This is a genomic window from Blautia intestinihominis (assembly GCF_040096655.1).
Lineage (GTDB): Bacteria > Bacillota > Clostridia > Lachnospirales > Lachnospiraceae > Blautia_A > Blautia_A intestinihominis.
Window position 1 is genome coordinate 1 of sequence record NZ_JBBMEI010000011.1, and the last position, 24,012, is coordinate 24,012.

Here is a 24,012-nt window from a genome sequence, read left to right on the forward strand (position 1 = left end):
CCCGTTAATTCACGGAGAAGATGGGCACAGCAGACTGCATGCTGAATATCCGGATAATTCCAGTAGGAAGCCCAGCAGTCGTGCATGGCAATCCCTTTGAATTCCGGGAGAACACCGCATTGTTCCATACCTGCATTTCCACGTTTGGGACTGATATCAAGATAGGTGTATTCACAATTTGAGGCATCATGAACCCACCAGAGTTTTTTATCCACTCTGGTTCCTGTTTCATCGAAATGTCCAAGTGCGGAACCAATCATTTTATCCTTGATCTTACCTACTGTTTCACTCAGACTGTCAGCGCATCTTTTTACCATGCTGCTGATCGTTCCTGTTGCAATTGGAATGTTAAATACTCCGGAAAGAATCTCATGGGTGCGTTTGATGCTGACTGCACCTACGATATTTTATTTTCTCTGTTTTGCCGAAAAATCAAGATGTACTTAACGGGGTACTGAATAGTTACGTCAATAGAATTAAAAAATCCCTGACGAAATAACTACATCAATGGTTTGCTCTCACAAGCAATTTTGAGAAACAAATATACTTTAATTGCCTCTATCTGAGCGTCTCGCATCTGCCCTGTTTTTTTTATATATTCAATCAAATTTTTAACAGTACACTGATCCGATTCATACCATTGAGTGCACTTATTTTCTATCATTTTATAAAACATGAATTCACTCCTGCTTCTTTAATAAACAATTCTAAAATACTCCAAATACGCCTTATACCTGTCCTGTACAGTCAAGCAAATGTCTGTCAGATAACCTTTTTCATTGTTCCATTCTTTTAAGCCTTGATAATAGAACAATTTCAGGTTATCTTCAATAATGAACGGAACAATATTGTATTTCAGGCATTCTTTGAACATAATTAATCGTCCTATACGACCATTTCCATCCTGGAAAGGATGAATCCGTTCAAATCTTACATGAAAACCCAGAATATCCTCGAAAGTCTTCTCCTCTTTACTGTTGTATTCTGCCAGCAATGCTTTCATTTTGTCAGCAACCTCTTCTGGTAAAGCAGTTTCCATGCCACCTATTTCATTCGGCAGTCTTTTATAATCGCCTACAGCAAACCATTCTTTTCTGGAATCGCTGGTGCTGTTTTTCAAAATAAAGTGTAGTTCCTTGATAAATTTTTCTGTCAGTGTTGCTTTTGCATGGTCAATGATCAGATCGATGCAGCGAAAATGATTTGCAGTTTCAATTATATCATCTACGTTGAGAACTTCTTTTTCAACACCAATAGTGTTCGTTTCGAATATACAGCGAGTCTGAGTATGGGTCAGATGACTTCCTTCGATGTGGTTAGAATTATATGTCAGATCAATCTGTGTTTTATGGTAAATACCACCAGAGTATTTGCTGACTTTCTGCTCCTGCAGGATATCTAACAAAATGATTGGTTTTTCTTTTTTCTTGTTAGATCGCTCTGGTTTTTCTGCATTTTCGGGGATATTCCAGGTCTTACCGGTAAGAAATGCGCCTGGTACACGTCCATGAGCACAATAGTTTCTTACGCTGCGTTCAGAGATATTCCACTTTTTTGCAGTCTCAGCAACTGAAAGATATGACATTGCTATCCTCCCATAAAATCAAAATTTTCCTTAATCATATTATATGATACCACATTATCGGCAACAAACCCATGAATATTCAAATTTATTCATTCTATTTTGCCGTTATAGGAAACAACTATTTGCCAGTTATGTCTCTGTAATTTGTCATATTTTCTCTTATTATTTATGTTGATATTATGACAAATTCATAATATAATAATACAAACGACAATAATAAGAGGGAGGAACATAAACATGGCAAACATCATCGGAAATAATATTAAAATACTTAGAGATAATATGGGATTTAGCCAGTCTACTATTGCCCGTTTCCTCAATGTGGATCAAAGCTTGATTTCAAAAGTCGAAAAAGGCGAAAGAAGTTTATCGACCGATATGTTGGAGAAACTTGCATGTCTGTTCGGTATCTCAATTGATGCTATCGAAAGCAACACTATTGAAACATCAAGCCTTTCATTTGCATTCAGGGCAAGCGATTTGTCTGCTGAAGATCTGGAAGCAATCAGTGCTATTAACCGTATTGCACTTAACTCCGAGTATATGGCAGAATTATTGAAAGGATAACGCTTATGATTGATTATGCAGATTTAATGACAAAAGCCGAACGTTTAAGAAAGCAATTTGGAGAGGACAATAACTCTCCGATCGATATTTTCTCATTAGCACAAGGAATCGAAACATTAACCATTGTCTATTATCCTCTGGGTAATAAGATCAGTGGAATGTGTATCAAAGGGACTGAGGAAAGATGCACCATAGCATTAAATTCATCAATGACATTAGGACGGCAGCGTTTCTCACTTGCTCACGAATTTTACCATTTGTTTTATGATAATAATATGAAATCTGTTTGTGCCAAGTCAATCGGTACAGGCAATGAAACAGAAAAAATGGCCGATGCTTTTGCTGCATATTTTTTAATGCCTCGTGCAGCATTAGCTGACAAAGCAGATAAACTTATTTCAAAGCACGGAGGCAAAATTACCCTTCAGGATATTATCCGCATTGAGCAGTATTTCGGAGTCAGCCATCAGACCGCCGTGTATCAGTTAAATAATTGTGGCTATATAAACCGAGAGGAACTTGATGCTTTGTTAAATATCAGTGTCAGACGACAGGCAGAGGCAATGGGCTATAGTTCTGATTTGTATCGTCCATTACCTGAAGAAAAACAATATCGCACCTATGGTCATTATATTAACCAGGCTGACCAGTTATTAAATCGTGATATTGTTTCATATGGAAAATATGAAGAATTATTGCTCACTGCTTTCAGAGATGATCTCGTATATGGCACCGAGGAAGGTGGTGAATTGATTGACTGAGCCACTTTTCTTTGATACAGATTGCATTTCTGCATTTCTTTGGGTAAATAATGAAAGCATTCTTTCCAAGCTGTTTCCTGGAAGAATTGTTATTCCCAAAGAAGTATATGATGAGTTGTCTCATCCTGGTGTAAATCGTGTTAAAGGATTAAAGGCGCAAGTCGATTTAATGCTCCAGGCAGGGAATGCAACAATCGAGTCCATTATGGTGGGTACTGATACATATGAACTTTACCGAAAGCTTACAAGTCATCCAGACCCCGGACACAAAATCATCGGTCGCGGAGAAGCTGCTTCCATTTCACTTGCAAAAGAGAAACAAGGCATACTTGCCAGCAATAATTTGAGAGATATATCTGCTTATGTTACAGAATATGGTCTTTCTCATCTTACAACAGGCGACATTATGAAAATGGCATTTGATGCAGGGTACATCAACGAAGCACAGGGAAATACTATCTGGGCTAATATGCTTGCCAGAAAAAGGAAACTTGGATATAGATCATTTTCAGATTATCTTGCGAAGCATCAGTCAGAAAAATCATAGCAATGCTAACATAACATATAATAAAGGAGTCGAAATCCCTCTCTATGGAAATCGGCTCCTTCTTCATTGTCTGCCATCATTAGTACAGCGTATCCACATCCACAAGCTCCTTCGCATCTTCGATCTCAAGATATGCCACATCCTCGGGATGTCTGTTTATGATCTGTTTTCCGCCTTTGTCGCCGGTGATCTCCTGTAGTTCCTGGTAATATTTCCGGGAGAAGATGCAGGGGTTTCCGGTTTTGTCGTTAAGGAGGGTGCATGCCATGCCTTTGTGTTCTGATTGAAATTTGTGCACCAGATTGACGATGGTCTCTGTGGTGAGCCAGGGCTGGTCGGATACGATAAAAAGGCAGGCGGCCGATTCTTTTGCAGCGGCTAGGCCGATCTGCATGGATGAGGAAATGCCACGTTCCGGGTGTGAATTGATCAGAACCCGGACTCCTGATTCTTGTGCTTTGGAAGCTATTTCTTCGTACTGGGTGACGACTATGATCTCGCAGTTTCCGAGTTCTGACGCTGCCTTTTGAAGCTTGTGCAATGTACGCAGATACATCGGCACTCCGCCGATTTCGTACAGCAGCTTGTTGGAGCCGAAACGGCGACTGTTTCCTGCTGCCAGCATGATGAATGTGGGCTTTTCCTGTGCCTGGCTACCTTTATTTTGCGGCTCCTGCAACTTATTCATCCACACTTCTGCTTTTTCTTCTGTCCTATCAATACAATTACAGATACTATTATAATTTTGCTTCTGTAAACTCCCCCAGACCGCATGAACTCCCTGCTCTTCCAGTTTCCCTGCGATTCTCTCTGCTGCCTCGGCTTTCCCCCGGATGTCTGCTTTATTTAACAGAACACAATACTCGCGTCCATCCACACATTTCCTTAATGCCTCCGCGGAAACAGCAATCTTCACGATATCATCCTCTGTAACCACTTCTTCCATCCCTTTTCCAAGGAAATCCGCAACTTTCTCCGGTCTGTGGCAGGTCTTCTGGATTGGCTCTCCGAGAGCATCCACACCAACAACTCCGATAACCATCTCCGCAAACTCCGGAATCACTGGTTCCCGCTCTCCCGGTACTTTGAGTGGCAGGCGTTTTGCACCATCTGCTTCAATCAGAAGTACATCTGCAAGTCCTCTCAGTTCCTCTAATTTCTCCTCGGAAAGACAGCCAATCTTCTCCGTCGCGCGGTCAAGACTGGCTGCTACCGTATAGTGATATCTCTGCAGATCCTTCCAAACTCCGTCAATATCTCCGTCCTCCACAAACGGCCGCTCCGGCTCATATGCCATGTGTGTGGTCGTTGTCACGATCACTTTTTTTCCAATAGAAACAAAGCTTTCCATCAGCCGAAAAATCAGGCTGGTCTTGCCGCCGCCGCCAACTACGGCGATCGTGGATATTTTTTCTGCATTGATCGCCAGTGCTTCCAGAAGTATCTTTTTCATCACGGCAGCACTCCGTTCGCCATCAGGACTTCCACGACACTTCCGGCGATGCAGCGGGCTTTGTCCGAGATAGTATTACAGTTTTTCTTCTGCTCTTTACGTGGATCGATGTCTGCGATCTTCATTCCCTTTGGCACTTTGTAGCCATCGCGGATGATTCCTCTGAGAACACCGGTCAGAGATGCATAGACCGGCATCTCATCGACCATCGCTATGATCTGATCTTTTTCTACAATATCTCCGATCCTGGAGCGGTTATGCATGATCCCTGCCGCCGGGGAATGGATCACTCGTTCTTTGCCGTATCCGGCAATGATGCCCGGAACTCCTGTATTTGGCGTTGCCGGCCCTTTGGAGATGATCCTTGCAAGGTCATGCCCTCTCTGCGTTTCTATGACAAAATCTACGTCCTTTCCGGCTTCAAAGCCAGGTCCCAGCGCGACAGTGAAAGGTGCCATGTCCCTCGTTGTTCCAAGATTTCTCTTTGCAAGGATCGCATCGATCAGCGCATCCGGTTTCAACTCTTTCACCGCTTCCCCGCTCTCATCGACAAGGATCGGAAGCTCTCCATTCTCCCAGACTTTCTGGCATTCACTGACCTTCGTGATCAGCCTTCCTGTCACTCCCTCAACGCAGGAAGTTCCATCGTAGACTGCCTCTCCAAAAGAAACTTCTCTTCGGATCGCGCTTGGTCTCTTACATTCCAGTACCAGTACCTGATAGCCGCATCGATATAATCGATGGATCACCCCGCTGGCAAGATCTCCTCCTCCGCGAACGATCAGTTTTGTCTTGTGTTCCATGTTACTTTTATTCCTTTCTGCTGCTTTCTGCATTTTCATGCATGACTTTATCTACCGCATTGACGATATTCTGATATCCGGTGCAGCGGCAGAGATTTCCGGACATTTTTTTGCGGATCTCATCTCTGGTGAGTTCTTTGCCCTGCTCCAGAAGGACAGTCGCAGACATGATAAATCCCGGTGTACAAAAACCGCACTGAACTGCACCTTCTTCAATAAACGCTTCCTGGATTCTTGTGATCTGCCCGTCTTTTTCCAGACCTTCGAGGGTGCGAATGTTTTTGCCCTCTGCCCAGACAGCAAGATAGATGCAGGAATCTATCGTTTCTCCGTCTATGATGACGGTACAGGCACCACATTCGCCTACTTCACAGCCTTTTTTGACGGAAGTAAGACCAAGATGATTACGCAGCATATCCAGAAGCGATTCTCTCGGGTCTACATACTCCGCAACTTCTTCTCCGTTTACAATACACTGTACGAGTACTTTCTGTCTCTTCATGCCATTTCACCTCCACTGACACTGTCGGCCGGCACACCGGCAAGTTCCACAGTCCGGATCAGTGCCCTGCGGGCGATCTCTCCGCCGATCTGCAGACGAAAAGCCTTCGAAGCTCTCCAGGAATCTCGCGGATGGATCTCATTTCGGATGCTGTCCTCAAGTTTCCGGTACAGCTCTTCTCCAAGTTTCCGTCCCTTCAGAAGTTCTTCTGTCTCCACGCAACGGTACGGTACCGGTGCAGCTACACCAAATGTGATACGTACATCCTCCAGGATCTTTGTTTCCGGGTTCACTTTGCTGACTACACTGCAGCTCAGCGTTGCGATATCCATGGCATTTCGCATGGAATATTTGATGTAATGTCCATGATACCCTTCATATTCGGTACGCGGGATCACAACATGCGTCAGCACTTCTCCCTGCTTAAGAGCCACACGTCCCGGACCAAGATAGAACTCCCTGATCGGAACCACTCTGCCGCCCTCTGCATTTGCAATATGCAGAAGTGAATTATAGGAAAAAACCGTCGGCACACTGTCGGCACTGACTGCACCGTTGCAGATATTTCCACCAATCGTTCCAATATTTCGGATCTGCGGTCCACCAACCTGGTCTACCGCCTCCCCAAGCACAGGAACACACTCCTGAATGATCGGATCTGCTGTGATATGTGAAAACACCGTTCCTACCCCTATATAAATATCCCCGGAATCTTTTTTCTCAATTCCCTTAAGTTCTTCGATGTCACGGATCGACACCAGCGAAGTGCCTGCCATCCTTCCCTCACGGATCTTGATCAGGACATCACTTCCCCCGGAAATGATCCTTGCGTCCGGATGTTCCGTAAGAAGCTCCACTGCTTCTGAAACGGTTTTTGCATTATAATAATTTTCAATATCATACATGATGTCTTCCCCCTTTCAGATCAGTCCCGCTTTTTGGAAACCATCGATCAGTCTCTGCGGTGTCAGTGGATTTTCGTTAAAAGCAACTCCTGTTGCATGCAGGACGGCATTTCGGATCGCCGGTGCACACGGGATCGCAGGCGGCTCACCCAGTGCCTTATTTCCATATGGTCCGATCGGATCATCAAGTTCGACAAAATCTGCCTTGAGTTCCGGTGTATCGAGCATGGTCATCAGTTTATAGTCCAGGAGATTTCCATTCAGCGGCCGTCCTGTCTTCTCATCGAGAATGAGCTGCTCACTGATACCATAGCCCATACCCATGGATATGCCTCCATGTACCTGCATCTCTGCAAGCTGCGGATTCAATAATTTGCCGCTGTCATGCACATTGATGATATGGAGGACTTTGATCTTTCCAAGCTTCATATCTACTTCGACTTCTGCAAAACAGCAGCCGGTCGCGATCGTATTTTTTTTCACCTGCTCGGAAACTTCTGCTGTCAGTACAAAAGAATTGGTGAGACTGTAATAGCTCTCCTCGGCAAGAGCTGCAAGTGAGATCGCCCGCTCTTTACCTGCCCAGATCCAGTTGTCCCGAAGTTCAAGTTCCGTGGTGTCGATCTCCGGAAGCAGTGTCTTGGCATAGGCAAGGATCTTGTCACGCAGGATCTCCGCACAATGACGGACTGCCGTTCCTGTAACGAAAGACTGTCTCGATGCATAAGCTCCCGTATCAAATGGCGAAATATCCGTATCCTGTGTGGACATGATATGTACATGTTCCATATCTGTGTGAAGTGTCTCTGCCACCATCTGCGAGAATACAGTGTCTGCACCCTGGCCGATCTCTGTCGCGCCAAGGGTAAGCTGCACGCTTCCATCCTGATTCAGGGAAAGCCTTGCTCCTGAGATCTCCAGAGAAATCGGCCATACGCCTGTTTTATAAGAAAACAGTGCCATACCGACTCCCCTTCGTACATCTTCGGTCTGGTTTGCATATTCCTTACGTTTCTCATCCCAGTGGATGTAATCTGCACCTTTTTTGAGGCATTCAAAAATACCGTTTGAGTTTGCCGCGATCGGTTTCAGATAAACGTCTGCATAGTATCCCTGAATCAGATTTTTTCTTCGGAATTCAAGTGGATCCATATGGATCGCAGCTGCCACATCATCCATGAAGCTTTCTATCGCGAAACATACCTGCGGGATCCCATAACCTCGCATCGCGCCGCCGACCGGGGTGTTGGTATAAACTGTATACGCTTCTCCCCGGATATTTGGACAGGCATACTGTAAACGCCAGGAAGTCAGACCGTTCGCCGCGATCGCGTGTCCATGGGAGGCATAAGCTCCCTGGTTGGAATAAGAATGCATATCCTTGGCAAGCAGTTTACCGTCTTTGTCCACGCCTGCTGCAAGGTCGAATTCGATCGAATGACGGGTCCTGGTGTTGCAGAAAGTTTCTTCTCTGCTGATATCCAGTTTGACTGGTCTGCCGCCAACCTGCGTGGTCAGAAAGGCATTCAGCGGTTCATAGAGAACGTCCTGCTTATTTCCGAAACCTCCGCCGATATACGGCTTGATGACACGTACATTGCCCCACGGGATTCCCAGTGCCTGGCCGATGACACGGCGGACGATATGCGGGATCTGTGTGGAAGTCACTACTACGATCCTGCCCTTTTCCATGTAAGCATAGGAAATTGGATTCTCGATATGACAGTGCTGGACGATCGGGGTCTTATACGTTCCCCGGACAACTGTCTCTGATTCTTCCATACCTTTATCGACATCTCCGATAAAATAATTGGAGCGTGCCAGAACATTGTCCTTCTTGTCGAAATGGATCGGCGGATGGCTTCCCTGCATGGATTTACGTGGATGGATCTCAACCGGATATTCCTCATATTCCACTTTGATCAGTTTCAGTGCCCTGGCTGCCGTGATCTCGTCCTCTGCGACAACTGCCGCAATATCATCACCATAATAACGGACACGTCCCGTAAGAAGATTCCGGTCTGCCACATCCTGGTGTGCCGGTTCTACTGACCATGGATGTCCCGGTGTCGGATAACAGTGCTCCGGCACATCCTTAAAAGTCACAACTTTGACAACCCCTTCCAGCGCTTCTGCTTCACTTGTGTCGATGGATGTCACGATACCATTTCCGATCGATGCATGCAACACTTTGGCGATCAGACATCTCGGCGGTATCAGATCCTCTGTAAATTTGGCTCTTCCGGTTACCTTTTCATATGCGTCTACACGCGGAACGCTTTTTCCTATCATAACCTCTCACCTGCCTGTTTTTATTGTAAACTTTGGAATACCTGCACTTATTTTCTGAAAAATTCTCTGATAAAAAGAGCCGGATCAAGTCCCAAGAAACTTCTCTGTTCCCCTCTGAACTTACGTCCGGCTCCGAACCATGCTATTTTCCACTTCAGGTATTCAGTTCTTTTTGCGTACCCATAGTGTAACATATTTTACTGCATAGTTGCAATCTTTTCTGTTGAATTTTCTGAATTTTTAGTCTATCTTTTATTACTTTCTTTATCTTACAGGTGTAAAGATACCTCGCAGGTCATGGATCACATGGCGCGGGCATTTGACGGAACACATGCCGCAGCTTAAGCAGGCATCCTCATCGATCACTGCACAGTTATCTGTTACTTTAACAGCACCTGCAGTACAGGTCTTCTCGCAGATCCCGCAGCCGATACAGCTTGCTTCGCACTGTTTCTTCGCCGCTGCACCTTTGCTCTTATTGGAGCATTTGACCACGATATAATTCGCGCATTCATGAATATGAATGATCTCCTGCGGACAGACTTTGGTACATTTTTGGCAGGCAATGCATTTGGATTCGTCGACTTCTGCTACTCCGTATTCATTGAGGGAAATCGCGCCGAATTTACATGCATCGACACAGGCTCCACAGCCGATACAGCCTTCACTGCATCCTGCTTCCCCCTTGACTGCCCTGCATCCACCATTGCAGGAAACAATGGCTGCCTTATATGGAAATTTCTTTTTGACTGCCATATCAACCCTTCCTTTCGTATGGTGTGCTCACAAGCGGGAGACTGTATCTGCGGATTCCGTCATAGCGGAAATATGCATCTGCGATCGCCGGTGCGGTAGGGATCGATGTGATCTCTCCGATACCGATCGCTCCGCAGGCTACTTTGAGTCCCGGTTTATCTACAACGATCGCTTTGATCTTTGGAACTTCATGGGAACGGAATAATCTGAGAGAACCATACTTCTGTATCGGCTTGCAGTTCTCATCGATCGGATACTGCTCCCTCAGGGCGTAACCCATGGACATGACCACACCGCCCTCGATCTGACCTTCGCAGGACAGTGGATTGACCGCTTTGCCGACATCGTGTGCGGCAACGATCTGATCCAGTTTACCGGTTTTTGGATCTACGACACACATCTGGGTCGCATATCCGTATGCAACGTGGGATACCGGGTTCGGCACATTTGCACCAAGAGGATCTGTCTTTGCCAGGTACTCTCCGTAGTATACAATCCCCTTCATATCCTTAAGTTCCTTGCCGGCTCTTCGGTCTTCCATCAGTTTCTCGCAGGCTCTTCGGCAGGCTTCACCGGTAACAAGCGTCTGTCTGGAACCGGAAGTCGTTCCGGAATCCGGTGAGATCCAGGTATTGCTTCGCTCATATACGATGTCTTCCTGTCTGATGTCTGTATTTGTCACGATCATCTGTACGAGAACCGTTCCAAGGCCCTGACCGATACAGGAAGCTCCGGAATAAATATGAAGTTTCTCATCATCCTCCACGATCAATTTCACACGTCCTGTATCCGGAATACCAACGCCAACACCGGCATTTTTCATCGCACAGCCGATTCCGACCGGTTTTCCTGCCGCCATCGCTGCGTCATAATCTTCCTTGACCGCCTCCAGAGTCTCCACAAGGCCTGTGGAATCATCTACGATCTGGCCATTCGGAAGGACTTCTCCCGGGCGGATCGCATTGCGGTAGCGGATCTCCCATGGAGTGATGCCGACTTTATCTGCCATCATATTAAGCAGGGTCTCTGTCGCAAAACAGGTCTGCGTTACACCAAATCCACGGAAAGCTCCTGCCGGCGGATTGTTTGTATAGTAAGCAGTTCCCTCGATCTCAAAGTTTTCGTAATGGTACGGACCTGCTGCATGGGTGCAGGCACGTTCCAGGACAGGGCCGCCAAGGGAGGCAAAAGCACCTGTATCCGAAGTGACGCTTGCTTTTACGCCCATGATATTACCATCTTCATCACAACCCATCGTCATATCCATATAGAACGGATGACGCTTCGGATGGACAAGGAGAGACTCTGCTCTGGTAAATTTGACTTTGACCGGTTTCTTTGTCACATAAGTAAGGAGAGCTGCAAGATGCTGTACTGTCATATCCTCCTTACCGCCAAAACCGCCGCCTACAAGTGCATTCTGCACCTTGACCTTATCTGTTCCAAGGAGCAGAGAACACTCATGCAGGGTCTGGTGTGCTGACTGGTCTGTGGAATAGATAAATACGTCTCCGTCCTCATCATAAAAAGCAACGGCACATTCCGGCTCAAGGAAAGCATGCTCTGTCCATGGCGTCTCGAAATGATGCGAGATCACATATTTGGAATTTCGGATCGCTTCCTCGGCATTTCCCCTGCTGATGTGTTTGTGTGCACAGATATTGTTTTCTTCCTCGTCAAAAACCTTCGGTGCATCCGGCGCTGCTGCTTCCTCAATCGTATGTACATGAGGAAGCGCCTCATACTCTACCTTGATAAGTTTGATCGCTTTTTCTGCGGTTTCACGGTCTTTTGCCGCTACGAGTGCGATCGCATCGCCGAGATAATGTACGAGAGAGCCGACCGGGATCAGAGTGTACTGATCATGCTTCAGATGACCGATCTTGTTCTCGCCTGGGATATCCTCTGCAGTTACAACTGCTTCCACACCCGGAAGTGCTTTTGCTTTGGAAGTATCGATGGAAAGCACTCTCGCACGTGCATATTTACTTCGGAGAGCGACTCCATAAAGCATGCCATCCAGGTAAAAATCATCCGGATATTTACCGTATCCGAGGACTTTCTCCTCTACATCGATCCTTGCCACGCGATTGCCAAGTGTCCAGTTCGGGTCACCATCATCTGGAATTTCGCCTGCTTTTAATATCTTTGCTGCCAGACGGACGGCATCCATGATCTTTACGTATCCTGTGCAGCGGCAGTAGTTATTGCGCAGCGCATATCGGATCTCGTCGTCTGTAGGCTCCATATTTTCATCGAGAAGTGCTTTCGTACACATTACCATTCCAGGAATGCAGAATCCACACTGTACTGCTCCGGCCTTTCCATATGCATAGGTGTATACCTGCTGTTCCCATTCTGTCAGTCCCTCTACGGTTATGATCTCTCTTCCGTCAAGGGAATCTGTATCCGGGACACATGCTTTGCAGGTTTTTCCGTCAATGATCACTGTACAGGCTCCACATGCGCCCTCACTGCATCCGTCCTTTACGGATGTCAGGTGAAGTTCGTCACGGAGGAATCTCAAAAACTTCTGATTCTTCTCCGGCTGAACACTTTGTCCATTTACTTTAAATATTGCCATAGTGGATTCTCCTTTTCCTGTTTTATGGATATCACATCAACAGGTAAGCATAGTCATTGATTACTGTGCAGATAAGCTGTGACAGTCCTTCTGTGAGGATGCCGGACAGCTGGTCTGCTTTTACGATTTCTTCTTTGTCTCCAATACGTACTTTTACTTCTTTGCTTTCTGTATCCAGTACGGTGAAACCATTGTTTGTGCTGTCTTTCATGTCTTCTTCTGTTGCAAATAAAGTAAATTTGTCTTTATATGGTGCTCCCGCATACTGGCAGAAGGAACGGCAGTTGCCGCATTCGTTACACATATAGTCTACATGAAGGATCTGCAGAAGTTCCATCTCCGGTACTTCGATCAGGATGTTTGCACGGTTCGGACATACGTCTGCACAGTTTCCGCATACACGTTTGTGTGCTGTGAAATCTTTTTTGTCCGGAGCATCTTTCTTCTTAAGGCAGTCAAGAAGCGGGGATTTCTCTTCGTTTCTCTTTCCTGCTGCTTTCTTTGTGTTCTTCTGATAATGAGCATCAGCAAGAGCAGATTCTGCAAGTTTCTTCACTTCATCTACTTTGACTTTGCCACATTCTCCAACTTCGCACTCATCTGCTTTCTCTGCAATGCGGGTCATCCATTTGTATCCACCCGGTTTGAGAAGAACAGTTGCCACTGTGACCGGCCAAATACCGCAGCCCACAATCTGATCGATATTCTTCTGGTCAGCTCCGCCTGAAAAGGACATTGGAAGCTCGCCGTCAAAAGATTCTGCAAGACGTGCTGCCACTGTGATAGAAAGCGGGAACAGGGCTTTACCGGACATATACATCTCCTCACCCGGAAGTTCCTGGCGTTTGATATCTACCGGGAAGGTATTGGTCAGTTTCACACCGAAGGAAAGGCCTTCCTGTGCTGCTGTTTCTTTGAGGCGTTTCAGCATTGGAACAGCATCCTCATACTGTAAATCATCCTTGAAATGGAAATCTGTAAATGCCATGTAGTCATATCCCAGATCGTCCATTGCTTTACGGACAAATTCATAACCAAGAAGTGTCGGATTACATTTTACGTAAGTATTGATGTGTTTTTCTTTGAGGAGATACATAACAATATTTTCGATCTCCTGCGGAGGACATCCGTGCATGGTAGAAAGTGTGATAGAATTACAGATTTCTGACGGAATTGCCTCAATATCTTCTTTTGTCACATGCTCAAAGAGATCTGCATGATCGAGAAGCCATGTCTTACATTCCTTGAAAACTTCTGTATTGCGGGCATCTTTGAGTCCTTCGATAAAGTCGTCGATCTTCTTATCCTTAATTCCTTCCAGGTTGTAGCCGCAGGACATGTTGAACTGGAATCCGTCCGGGCTTCCAAGTCCGAATTCTTTGGAGATCACATGAAGTGCCATCCAGCCCTTGATATATTCGCCCATTGCCTGTGGAACGTAAAGTTCTGTAGACCATTCGCAGTTGTATGCCTCATCCTCTGCCACGATACATGGTTTCGGAATACATGCGGAAAGTTCCGGTCCATCCATCTTCTGTACTGTCTTTAACTCAAAAAATCTCGCACCTGCATAGTAAGCTGCCACAAGGTTCTGTGCAAGCTGTGTATGCGGACCTGCTGCCGGTCCGACAGGATTTTCAAGTTTTCTTCCAAAAATCTCTACGGTTCTGGCCGGATCAGCCACATATGCTTTCTGGATTCCAAAGACCTGTCCTGTTGCTTTGTGTTCTGCTAATATCCATTCCATTAACTGTCCAAACGGAATACTCTTCATAATATCGCTCATAATTTATTTCTCCCTGTAATTCCCAATACAAAAATAGTGATTGTCAGCATTTAGCTGTTGATATCCTCTGCAAGTTCTTTTGCAGCCTGACGGCAGTCTGCCATGACTTTGGCTTCATCACATACAAGCACTTCACGGTCTTTCATGAGGACTTTGCCGTTACAGATCGTTGTCTGCACCATGGCACCGTTTACGCCGAACAGCAGATGGCTGTTGATATTGCCCTCGTTCATAGGAGTCAGCGGATCATAATCAATAACGATCACATCTGCTGCTGTACCTTCCTTAAGTACACCGAGTTCCTTCTTAAAGTAACGGTTTGCGATCTTTGCATTTCCCTCAAACAGCATCTGTGGAACTTCGCCCCATGCGGCATTCGGGTCACAGAGATGATGTTTGTGAAGGATGTTTGCCACCTTCCAGGATTCCATCATATCATGGGTGTAGCCATCCGTTCCAAGTCCTGTCAGGATCCCCTTATGTACCAGCTCCATGGTAGGAGGGCATCCGCAGGCATTTCCCATATTGGATTCCGGATTGTGTACGACCATGGTATCTGTCTCTTTGATCAGATCCATCTCATGCTCATTGATATAGATGCAGTGTCCAAGCAGAGTCTTCGGACCTAAGATATCCCAGTCATAGAGTCTGTCTACGATACGTTTGCTGTGTTCCTTGAGACACTGGTGAAGATCATAGATCCCCTCAGCCACATGGATGTGATAGCCGACTCCGTCCGGCTTTAATTCCTGGCACAGTGCCATTGTCTCATCTGAAATTGTAAAAGATGCATGCATACCCATCATTGCTGCCAGCATATCGCTGTCGTCCTGCTTCGCATGTTTGATGAAGTTTACATTCTCCATCACGGATTCCCGGGATTTGTCCATGCCGTCTCTGTCTGAGATCTCATAGCACAGACAGGTGCGGATACCGAGATCCTTCGCAGCTTCCTCGATCGCATTCAGAGAACCTGTGATGTGACCAAAGCTTGCATGATGGTCAAATACTGTTGTCACACCGTTCTTGATCGAATCGATGTAAGTTGCATAGGCAGAAAGCTTCGTCTGCTCCAGAGTCAGATGACGGTCAATGTTCCACCACATGCCATCCAGAATATCCAGAAATCCCTGTGGGTGGTATCCATTCACGCTCAGTCCTCTGGCAAATGCACTGTAGATATGTTCATGCGCATTGATAAATGCCGGCATGATGATCCCGCCATGTGCATCGATAAATTCTGCATCAGGATATGCTTTCTTTACTTCATCAGTTACCCCCACCATCTTTATGGTGTTACCATCCATTGCAACTGCACCATTCTCAAGCAGTACACAGGATGCGTCCCTTGTGATCATTCTTCCGTTTCCAACAATCAACATAAAGATCTCCTCCTTGTCTTGTGAATTTTTTCCAACACAGGTTTGTTATCATCCACAGGATTTAGATATTTTATACTAATACTCTATCATATTCTGTATTTTATTTCAACCATAATCTGCAAAATGTTTTTGTTTGTCAAAAAAATTTTGTATTCAAAAGTAATTTCTCATTTATCCCGGATACAGAAAAAGCGGCGAAGCTTTCGCTCCGTCGCTGTCTATCTGATTCTACCATATTTTTCTTATAAAAAACAGTACTGTAATAAATTTCTGCATCGCAAACCATGTTATCGTTAAATCCGATGCCAATACCCTAACATACCAAACAGATTTGACATCGGAAAATAATGTAAACTGATAAATCGATGCTCATACCTTAATATAATCATCCTATCGGGCATCGGAAAATAAAGCAATCCGCCAAACCGATGCATACTACTCATAAAAAGAAGGATTGCCTGGAGACAGAGCATGATTACTCTTGCAATTACTTATTTGCAGTGGCAGTGACCTGAGTAAAATGTCGTTCTGCGTCATTCCAGTCCTGAAGCTCCAGCTCGACCAGATAGCCGCAGCCGTTTCCGACATGCCACTCATAAAAAGCTTTCTTCGGAAGGGCATACGCTTCCATGATATTCATGATCGTGCCCCCATGGACCACCAGTGCTGCCTCGGTAATGCCTTCATCTCTACAGGCTTTGAGCACTTCATCAAAACCTTTCAGATTCCTGTCCGCGCATTCTTCCTTACTCTCGCCTCCCGGAAACGGAAGGGTTCCGTTGCTGTCGATCCATTCCTGATAGTGAGGATTGTCTGAAAGTTCTTTATAGTTTTTGTTCTCAAATTCTCCAAAATCGCACTCTGCAAGAAGCGGCACTATCCTCTGCTCTCCCTTCGGAAACAGGATCGATGCGGTTTCCCTGCAGCGTTTCAGAGGGCTTACAAACAGAGCCTGTACGGCAGGATAAGTAAATTTCTCCAGTAATTTCCGTCCCTCCTCACAGAGAGGTTCATCTGTCACTCCAATATATCTCTGGTGGCTGTTTCCCTCCGTCATTCCATGGCGGACAAACCATAACTTAAGCATCCTTGATCACCGTCCCGATCCCGCAGGCAACTCTCGTTACCCGGTGGCTGTATGCTGCCAGTTTCGTGCAGATCCTGCCGACCGCCTCACGGTAGGCGCGGTCAAACGCATCGATCGGCACAACGCCATAACCAACTTCGTCTGATACCAGGATCAGATCCGGATTTACACGGATCAGGTCTTCGGCAAGGCTGCTGATATCGTTTCCTGCTTTCATTTCTTTTCGGATATATTCATGAAATCCCATGACACCTTCTGCATGGGAAAGGCTCTCCCAGTCTGCCTGTGCCCCGTTTATCCATGTTACATCTGGATGATCTTTTTCTGCTAGGGTGCTTTTTCCCTGAAAAGCCCCTCCAATTATCATTTCCATACTCTACACTCCTATATCGGATAAACTACCGTCAGGATTGCCAGTGCAAGTACCATCCATGCCTCACAGAGACACAGGAAATACCCCGACAGATCCCCGGTCGTTCCTCCAAAATATTTCATCGCCTTATGTTTATAAAAAAGGGAAACAAGCACAGCCGTCACAAAAGTCACTGCTCCCCATACCGGCTGGATCAGAAGCATCAAAGCCGCCAGAAGCACGAGATAAACGATCAGCGTATTTCGAACCGTGGTATCCTGTGCCTTGCGTGAAAACTCTGCCACTGTGCCGCCGGCGTTGGCTTTTGGCAGGGTGATCACACCGAGTCCGGAAAAACATCTCGATACTACATAGCCAAGTGCGATAAGTTTCATCGCTGTCCAGTCACCCGTGATCTGGCTGAATCCGCCATACAGAGCCAGGAAATACACGCATGCTGTGATCACGGCAAATGCACCCGCATGGGAATCTTTGAGGATCTCCAGACGTTTTTCACGGTCTCTCCAGGAACTTAAGGCATCTGAAGTGTCCAGAAGCCCGTCCACATGGATCCCGCCCGTCACAAGGACTGGAACCAGGATCAGCGCCATTGCCATAAAGCCTGTACCAAATCCAAAGTACTCTCCCAGCCAGCTTACTCCCAACGTGAGGAGGCCTGCTGCTGCTCCTACAAATGGAAAAAAGCACAGCATATAGCGCATGTTTTCCTCTGTCCACTCTGCCTGTGGCATGGGAATCTTGGAAAACATGGCAAATGCGATCTTAAAACTATTCCACAGACTTTTCATGGGAAGTGCCTCCTTTTGATTTCTTGTGATAGACAGGGATTCCGTAAACTACTTCCACGACCTCATCCGCAAGATGTGCAAGCTCCTGGTTGATCTTTCCCAGATATTTCTGGTAAGTTTCCGTCTCTCCCTCATAGGAAGCCGCCTCCGAAAAGATCTCATTCGTGACGATCACCAGATTCCCCGCCTGGGCAAGAAGAGACTTCACACCTTTGAGAATCTCCTGGACTGTCCGCTCATGTGCTCCGTTTTCCTGGAACATTTCATTGGCAACAAGATTCGACATGCATTCCAGAAGGACAGTACTGCCCTTTGAAACTCTTACCTGTGCAAGATCGGTGTAGCATTCAATGGTCTCAAACCCCTTGCCGCTTCGCATATTCCGATGGCGTTGCACTCTTTTTTTGCTCTCTTCATCAAAAGGGAACATCGTAGCGATATAGACTCTCTCCGCTTCGCCAAAAGATACGACCTGATCTTCCGCAAAGGCAGATTTCCCGCTTCCGCTGCCTCCTGTTACAAGAATCATCATACTCAGACAAGCTCCTCATACTGTTCTACATGAATGTCATCAAACGTGCTCATAGACTGATAAACTGCGGTTCCCATATCAAGGAACGGGAACAGGGCAACAGCACCGCTGCCTTCTCCAAGGCACATGTCACCGTGGATCACAGCTTCTTTGCCAAGAGCCTCCAGGATCAGATGGGCAGCCGGTTCCTTGGATACATGGGAAGCGATCATATAGTCACCTACGGTCGGGCAGATTCGCTGCGCGATCAGGGCTGCCACACAGGAGATAAATCCATCGATCACAACCGGAACACTAAAGGCAGCACCGCCGATAAATACGCCTGCCATGCCTGCAATGTCCAGACCACCGACTTTTGCAAGGACATCGATCGCATCCTTCGGATCCGGCTGGTGTTTGTCGATCGCTTTTTTGATCGCGGTGATCTTGCGGTTCAGACCATCGCTGGAAAGACCTGCGCCGCGTCCTGTCATCTCCTCCACCGGACGGTCAAGAAGAACAGATGCAACAGCACTACTGGTCGTAGTATTTCCGATCCCCATCTCTCCGGTAGCAAGGAGTCCATATCCTTTCGCTTTGAGTCGGGAAACCATCTCGATCCCCGCCTCGATCCCTTTCACTGCTTCTTCTCTTGTCATTGCCGGTTCTTTGACCATATTTCTGGTACCCATGGCAACTTTGAGATCTGTCGGGACTTTGGTATCTACCGCCATTCCAACATCCACCGGATAAACATCTGTTCCGCACTGACGGCACATCGTGCAGGCAGAAGTATCGCCTGTCAGGAAATTCTCTGCAACGATCGCGGTCACTTCCTGTCCTGTCTGTGTCACGCCTTCCTCTACCACACCGTTGTCTGCACACATCGCAACCAGGGCACGTTTCTTAAGGTTCATATCCGGGCTTCCTGTGATGCCCGCGATCTGAACGACCAGATCTTCCATCTTTCCAAGAGAATGCAGTGGTTTAGCGATACTGTCCCATCTCTTTCTGGAAATTTCCATTGCTTTTTCATCCAGTGGATGAATCTTCTGAAGTGTTTCTTCTAATGTCATTTCTGAAATCCCCCAATCGTATATTTAAGACCAGATTATTTTTTTCCTGTTGTAAAAACAAAAAACTTGCTGAATATGTAATTTAAAGCGAGAACGATAAACTGTGTGATGAATTTTCCCACCATGTCGTTCATTTTGCAGACTTCGACAAGGAGCCACACACCGCCGACCTCGATCACCATTGTCACAAGGCGCGCGCTGATAAATTTGCAGAACGGTCTGAAATGGTCTCTAAGTGTCTCGCATTTGTCCTGAAATACAAATCTGGAATTAACGACATAGGCGAACAGGATCGCTGTGATGATCGAGATCAGATTTGCGATATTCAGCTCCAGTCCACATTTACGGAGTACAAAAAAGCAGACCAGATTGACCAGGGTCGTGCATCCTCCAAAAAATACATATCGGATCACATCGTTCTGGTAAAAACGCAGGATCATATCTTTTAGTTTCTTCATAATCATTTGCTCCTATCTTCCATCGTGTCTGGCAGTCTCTGAAACGTCTTCTCCACCACGCATGATCCTGGAAACGATATAACGCGGACGGCGCTTGACTTCCTCATAGATCTTGGCGATATAGTATCCGATGATGCCAAGACTCAGCATGATCGCGCTGCCGATCAGAAGAAGCACGAGAAGCGTCGTTGTGTATCCTTCCACTGCATGACCTGAGAAATACTGCACCAGGGAATAAATGATCAGAAGCAGTGAACCAAGAAAACAGATTCCACCTGCCACCGTCACAAACTGAAGCGGCAATGTTGTGAACGCCACGATATTGGTAAATGCATATTTGACCAGTGACCAGGTAGACCACTTGGACTCTCCCGCTTCTCTCTCCCGTACCTCAAACTCTACAGATGTCGTCCTGAATCCCACCCAAGATGAAGTTGCACGGAAAAACATATTCCGCTCCGGCATCGCAAGGATATTATCCACCACCTGCCGGTCCATCATCTTGAAATCGGAAGCGTTCTGCATATTTATGCCTGTCACTTTGGACATGATGCCATAGAAAAAGCCTGCGCTTTCTTTGTGCAGAAAACTTTCTCTGCCACGGCTTTTCTTGACGCCCTCGATCACTTCATACCCCTGTTTCCAGAGTGCGTACATTTCTATCAGTGTTTCCGGCGGGTGCTGGAGGTCGCAGTCCATAACAGCGACCACATCTCCGGATGCCTGCGCCATTCCTGCAAAAACTGCCGCTTCTTTCCCGAAATTTCTGGAAAAACGCACACCGAGAACTGCCGGGTCTTTGTGACCCGCCTTAAGGATCTCTTCCCAGGTATTGTCGCTGGAACCGTCATTTACCAGAACCAGTTCGTAGGGAATTCCTGCTCCTTCCAGTACTTCCCGAAGAACCCTGCAGGTTTTTCCTATCATAAGTCCCTCATTATAAGCCGGAAGCACAACTGACAGCATATTTTTCATGATTTTTAAAACCTCTTTTTCTTTCTGTTTATTAACACCAACACAATGTAGCACAATACACCGATACAAGTCAAGCACAGACCGGTTCTGAGATATGGTGTACAGTATACCAGGTGGATCTCGTGATCACCTTTCGGAAGTTCCAGGGCCATATACATGGTATTTGCTTCTTTAAGTTCTGTTTCTTCTCCATCGACATACGCCGTCCAACCTTCACTGTAAGGAATGGAAAGTACCAGTGCTTTTGTGTCAGAAAGAGAGATTTTTCCATTGATCTCGTTATTGCCAATTTTTACATCGGTCAGAACTTCTTCGCCAAGTTTGCTGGTCTGGCTGTCGATCTCTGTCATTGGCTGGCAGTAGATCTTGAGGCTGTCGAAACTGTAGACTCCCGTATTTTCAAAAGTCAGAGTTATCGTGTGTCTGCCTTTTTCGCTGTATCCGGTATTGCAGAGGAAATTATGCTTGCCACTGTATGCATTGTACTTATCTGTAAAAATCTGGATCGTTTTCTTGAGGAAACGTCCTCCGATCTGGATCGAAGCTTTCTGACTCTCCTTCCAGTAACGCCAGTTGCTGTTTTCTTCCAGCAGTTTGTTCTGCTCGTAAGTTGTCATTTTGGACCATTTTTTGTCGCTGATCATTTCTCTTGGGGAAAGCCCTTCGTAATCCAGGCCTTCCGTGATCAGATATGTCTCCGCATTTTCCTCTCCTTCAAAGACCAGCTTGAGCTGTGCATTTTCCTGTGTGACCACGACTTTGCCATTCTTGAGGCGGCAGCCTTTGCCCTCTGATGTATAATAGGAAACTTCGCGGTCATTGAAATGTGTCTCTGTCTCTGGAAGGAAACTGTCATCGAGGACCACGCCCTGCAAAAGAGCCTGCTGTTTCTCTGTCACAGTCATCTTGTCATAATCTTCTCTGGATATCCAGGAATCATAGGTATAGCCAAGCGGCAATGCATCTTCATCTGCATATGCCAGATAAGTCTTGCCATTCTTTTCTGCTTCGCCGCTGAGTCTGGAATAGCCATATGGAAGATCTGATTCCTTGCCCTTTTTGACTACAAAATATTTCACTGAAGCGAGGCGGTCCAGGATCGTCCGTCCGTCAAGATTGTTATAATGCTGTTCCCACGGTGTATTCAGGTACATCTCGTCAAAGAAATTCGCGATGCTTGAGCTTGCGACACTGAAATAATAAGCAGTACTGTTCGTTCCCATCTGCATCGAAGAGTTTTCGCTGGAATTCGTATCCATCTGGTCATAACGGTAAACCGAAGGATCATCGGTACTGAGTACCGCACGGTCAACGCCTGTTTCCAGTTTCTCCAGGGCTTCTCCACTGTCGGTGAATTCCGAGAGATAATCTTTCTCATAGGAATACTGATAATGCATATTAAACAGGATGCCTGCGATCAGGAAACCTGCAACCATCACCGTAAGATTTCGCTCCCTGGTAAAGATATTTCCGAAGGAAAGCACGGTAAATGTCGAAAGTGACAAAAGGACCATCGCCATCAGATTTCGCTGTGTCCTTGCCGCCTCCGGAAGGAGCGCCAGAATACAGTAGATCAGAAGCATCACAAAAACTTTTCGCTTTTCTGTAAGCGTAAGAGCAAAAAGTTCCGGGTATATTTTTACAAAGATGTACGCGATCAGCATTCCATAAGCCCAGATCCAGCGATTGGAAACGTAGGAAAGTCCATTCAGGACATGCCCTGCATAAGGCAGCAGCAAAAACACATTCAGAAGCACAAAACCAGCCTTGAGTGCGGTGTACTTTTTCTTTTTGGAAAACAGTACGAAAACACCGGCAAGGGAAACTGCCGTATAACCGGCAACACCCCACTGGATCATGTTTTCTCCGATCAGACATCCAAGATATTTTTCGTAGTAAATTCTGTCATAAAACAGCGGTACATAGTTCTCTGCCTTGAAACGATCCGTTCCAAACACCGGAAGAATCACCGGAAGCAGGATCACCGCAGCGATCAGTACTGCGATCACGGAATATACCGCAAAAACACCAAGCCATTTCCCGATATTTTTGATGGATCTGTCCGCAAACAGATCAAAGTAGCGGAAAATCGCATAAAGTACCATAAAGATCCCCAGCATATAAAAGAAATAAAAGTTTGAAAGTCCTGCCAGGGCAACGGACCATATAAATACATATGGTTTTTGTTTCTTATAGATCTTGTCAATTCCCAGAAGAATCAGAGGCAGGTAGATCATGGGATTGGAAAAATACGGATGTTTCATCGCCGCATAGATCGTCCATCCTGCAAAGATGTAGATCATCGTTCCCATAAAGGTCGCCTGTTTTGAATTCTTATGATAAAAACTGTATCTGCTGAACGCAATGCCAGCCAGATAAATACGCAGAAAGATCAGAAACGCATAGAGGGCTTCTGTCTTTGATGCCGGGACAAACACAGATAAAAGTGTCAGCGGGTCCCCAATCACATAATAATGTAAGGTCGTCAAAATGTCCGAACCGTAGCCAATATGCATATCCCACAGAGGCAGGGACAGCTTATGTTCTATAAACAAAGTATAAAGTACCTTTCTCAGATACTTTCCATAATATGCCAGTGAGTTGAGATGCTGTGGCACACCGTCATGGCTCCAGACAAGTGATTTCCCATTTGCAAAAAATTTCAGATACAGTGCCAGGGCAACTGCAAAAAAAACTAACGTATATAACAGGTAAAAATCTATATTTCTTTTTTTATCCAGTTTTTTATTCATGCCATTCTCTCTTATACAAATCCATCCTGCATGTATCAAAAAAGCCGCGGTACATAAAGTACCGCGGC

General features: G+C 46.0%; 22 protein-coding genes. 3 read left to right on the forward strand and 19 right to left on the reverse strand.

From position 1 onward, the window contains the following. The coding region (locus tag WMO75_RS05135) for an IS66 family transposase (protein WP_349077722.1) at positions 1–404 on the reverse strand (404 nt) is incomplete at its 3' end. Positions 405–694: 290 nt separating this feature from the next. Beyond that, positions 695–1,585 (reverse strand): Fic family protein, encoded by an 891-nt coding sequence (locus WMO75_RS05140; protein ID WP_303223049.1) that lies wholly within the window; start codon positions 1,583–1,585, stop codon positions 695–697. Positions 1,586–1,822: 237 nt separating this feature from the next. Here WMO75_RS05140 and WMO75_RS05145 point away from each other — a divergent pair, with 237 nt between their 5' ends. Genes WMO75_RS05145 through WMO75_RS05155 form a run of 3 tightly spaced genes read left to right on the forward strand, consistent with a single transcriptional unit; the run spans position 1,823 to position 3,460 of the window. Further along, positions 1,823–2,152 carry a helix-turn-helix domain-containing protein gene (locus tag WMO75_RS05145; protein WP_022213450.1) on the forward strand — a complete coding sequence of 110 codons (330 nt, stop codon included), beginning with the start codon at positions 1,823–1,825 and terminating at the stop codon, positions 2,150–2,152. Positions 2,153–2,157: 5 nt separating this feature from the next. Further along, on the forward strand, positions 2,158–2,913 hold the full coding sequence (locus WMO75_RS05150; RefSeq protein ID WP_022213451.1) for an ImmA/IrrE family metallo-endopeptidase: 756 nt from the start codon (positions 2,158–2,160) through the stop codon (positions 2,911–2,913). Beyond that, positions 2,906–3,460 (forward strand): PIN domain-containing protein, encoded by a 555-nt coding sequence (locus WMO75_RS05155; protein WP_022213452.1) that lies wholly within the window; start codon positions 2,906–2,908, stop codon positions 3,458–3,460. The genes WMO75_RS05150 and WMO75_RS05155 overlap by 8 nt, the downstream gene beginning before the upstream one ends. Positions 3,461–3,539: 79 nt before the next feature. On the opposite strand, the gene yqeC is transcribed toward WMO75_RS05155, so the two are convergent. From yqeC to WMO75_RS05240, 17 genes are all read right to left on the reverse strand, one after another. Further along, positions 3,540–4,913 (reverse strand): selenium cofactor biosynthesis protein YqeC, encoded by a 1,374-nt coding sequence (gene yqeC, locus WMO75_RS05160; RefSeq protein ID WP_302700435.1) that lies wholly within the window; start codon positions 4,911–4,913, stop codon positions 3,540–3,542. Beyond that, positions 4,913–5,716 (reverse strand): selenium-dependent molybdenum cofactor biosynthesis protein YqeB, encoded by an 804-nt coding sequence (gene yqeB, locus WMO75_RS05165; protein WP_303223046.1) that lies wholly within the window; start codon positions 5,714–5,716, stop codon positions 4,913–4,915. Before yqeB ends, yqeC begins: the two co-directional genes overlap by 1 nt. A 7-nt stretch (positions 5,717–5,723) precedes the next feature. Beyond that, positions 5,724–6,218, reverse strand: a complete 495-nt coding sequence (xdhC, locus tag WMO75_RS05170) for a xanthine dehydrogenase subunit XdhC (protein WP_022213455.1) — start codon at positions 6,216–6,218, stop codon at positions 5,724–5,726. Next, complete coding sequence (xdhB, locus tag WMO75_RS05175) at positions 6,215–7,123, reverse strand: xanthine dehydrogenase subunit XdhB (protein WP_303223044.1); 909 nt, start codon at positions 7,121–7,123, stop codon at positions 6,215–6,217. Before xdhB ends, xdhC begins: the two co-directional genes overlap by 4 nt. Positions 7,124–7,138: 15 nt before the next feature. Further along, positions 7,139–9,415, reverse strand: a complete 2,277-nt coding sequence (gene xdhA, locus WMO75_RS05180) for a xanthine dehydrogenase subunit XdhA (protein WP_303223042.1) — start codon at positions 9,413–9,415, stop codon at positions 7,139–7,141. A 264-nt stretch (positions 9,416–9,679) separates the two neighbouring features. Beyond that, positions 9,680–10,171 (reverse strand): 4Fe-4S binding protein, encoded by a 492-nt coding sequence (locus WMO75_RS05185; RefSeq protein ID WP_173905362.1) that lies wholly within the window; start codon positions 10,169–10,171, stop codon positions 9,680–9,682. A 1-nt stretch (position 10,172) separates the two neighbouring features. Further along, positions 10,173–12,755, reverse strand: a complete 2,583-nt coding sequence (gene xdh / locus WMO75_RS05190) for a selenium-dependent xanthine dehydrogenase (RefSeq protein ID WP_303223041.1) — start codon at positions 12,753–12,755, stop codon at positions 10,173–10,175. Between the two features lie 31 nt (positions 12,756–12,786). Continuing rightward, positions 12,787–14,541 (reverse strand): selenate reductase, encoded by a 1,755-nt coding sequence (locus tag WMO75_RS05195; RefSeq protein WP_303223039.1) that lies wholly within the window; start codon positions 14,539–14,541, stop codon positions 12,787–12,789. 50 nt (positions 14,542–14,591) lie between these two features. After that, positions 14,592–15,923: a putative aminohydrolase SsnA gene (gene ssnA, locus WMO75_RS05200; RefSeq protein ID WP_303223037.1), complete on the reverse strand. Its 1,332-nt coding sequence runs from the start codon at positions 15,921–15,923 to the stop codon at positions 14,592–14,594. A gap of 487 nt (positions 15,924–16,410) precedes the next feature. Beyond that, positions 16,411–17,010, reverse strand: coding sequence for a histidine phosphatase family protein (locus WMO75_RS05205; RefSeq protein ID WP_118698247.1), 600 nt, complete (start codon positions 17,008–17,010; stop codon positions 16,411–16,413). Continuing rightward, complete coding sequence (locus WMO75_RS05210; RefSeq protein ID WP_291581451.1) at positions 17,003–17,383, reverse strand: bifunctional adenosylcobinamide kinase/adenosylcobinamide-phosphate guanylyltransferase; 381 nt, start codon at positions 17,381–17,383, stop codon at positions 17,003–17,005. Before WMO75_RS05210 ends, WMO75_RS05205 begins: the two co-directional genes overlap by 8 nt. 11 nt (positions 17,384–17,394) lie before the next feature. After that, positions 17,395–18,171: an adenosylcobinamide-GDP ribazoletransferase gene (gene cobS / locus WMO75_RS05215; protein ID WP_291581450.1), complete on the reverse strand. Its 777-nt coding sequence runs from the start codon at positions 18,169–18,171 to the stop codon at positions 17,395–17,397. Beyond that, complete coding sequence (locus WMO75_RS05220) at positions 18,152–18,703, reverse strand: bifunctional adenosylcobinamide kinase/adenosylcobinamide-phosphate guanylyltransferase (protein ID WP_118698248.1); 552 nt, start codon at positions 18,701–18,703, stop codon at positions 18,152–18,154. The genes cobS and WMO75_RS05220 overlap by 20 nt, the downstream gene beginning before the upstream one ends. A 2-nt stretch (positions 18,704–18,705) precedes the next feature. Continuing rightward, complete coding sequence (cobT, locus tag WMO75_RS05225) at positions 18,706–19,758, reverse strand: nicotinate-nucleotide--dimethylbenzimidazole phosphoribosyltransferase (protein ID WP_227221880.1); 1,053 nt, start codon at positions 19,756–19,758, stop codon at positions 18,706–18,708. A gap of 35 nt (positions 19,759–19,793) precedes the next feature. Beyond that, positions 19,794–20,216 carry a GtrA family protein gene (locus WMO75_RS05230; RefSeq protein WP_022213467.1) on the reverse strand — a complete coding sequence of 141 codons (423 nt, stop codon included), beginning with the start codon at positions 20,214–20,216 and terminating at the stop codon, positions 19,794–19,796. A gap of 12 nt (positions 20,217–20,228) precedes the next feature. After that, positions 20,229–21,191, reverse strand: coding sequence for a glycosyltransferase family 2 protein (locus tag WMO75_RS05235; RefSeq protein WP_227221881.1), 963 nt, complete (start codon positions 21,189–21,191; stop codon positions 20,229–20,231). 5 nt (positions 21,192–21,196) lie between these two features. Next, positions 21,197–23,944, reverse strand: coding sequence for a YfhO family protein (locus tag WMO75_RS05240; protein WP_291581445.1), 2,748 nt, complete (start codon positions 23,942–23,944; stop codon positions 21,197–21,199). Between the last annotated feature and the right edge of the window lie 68 nt (positions 23,945–24,012).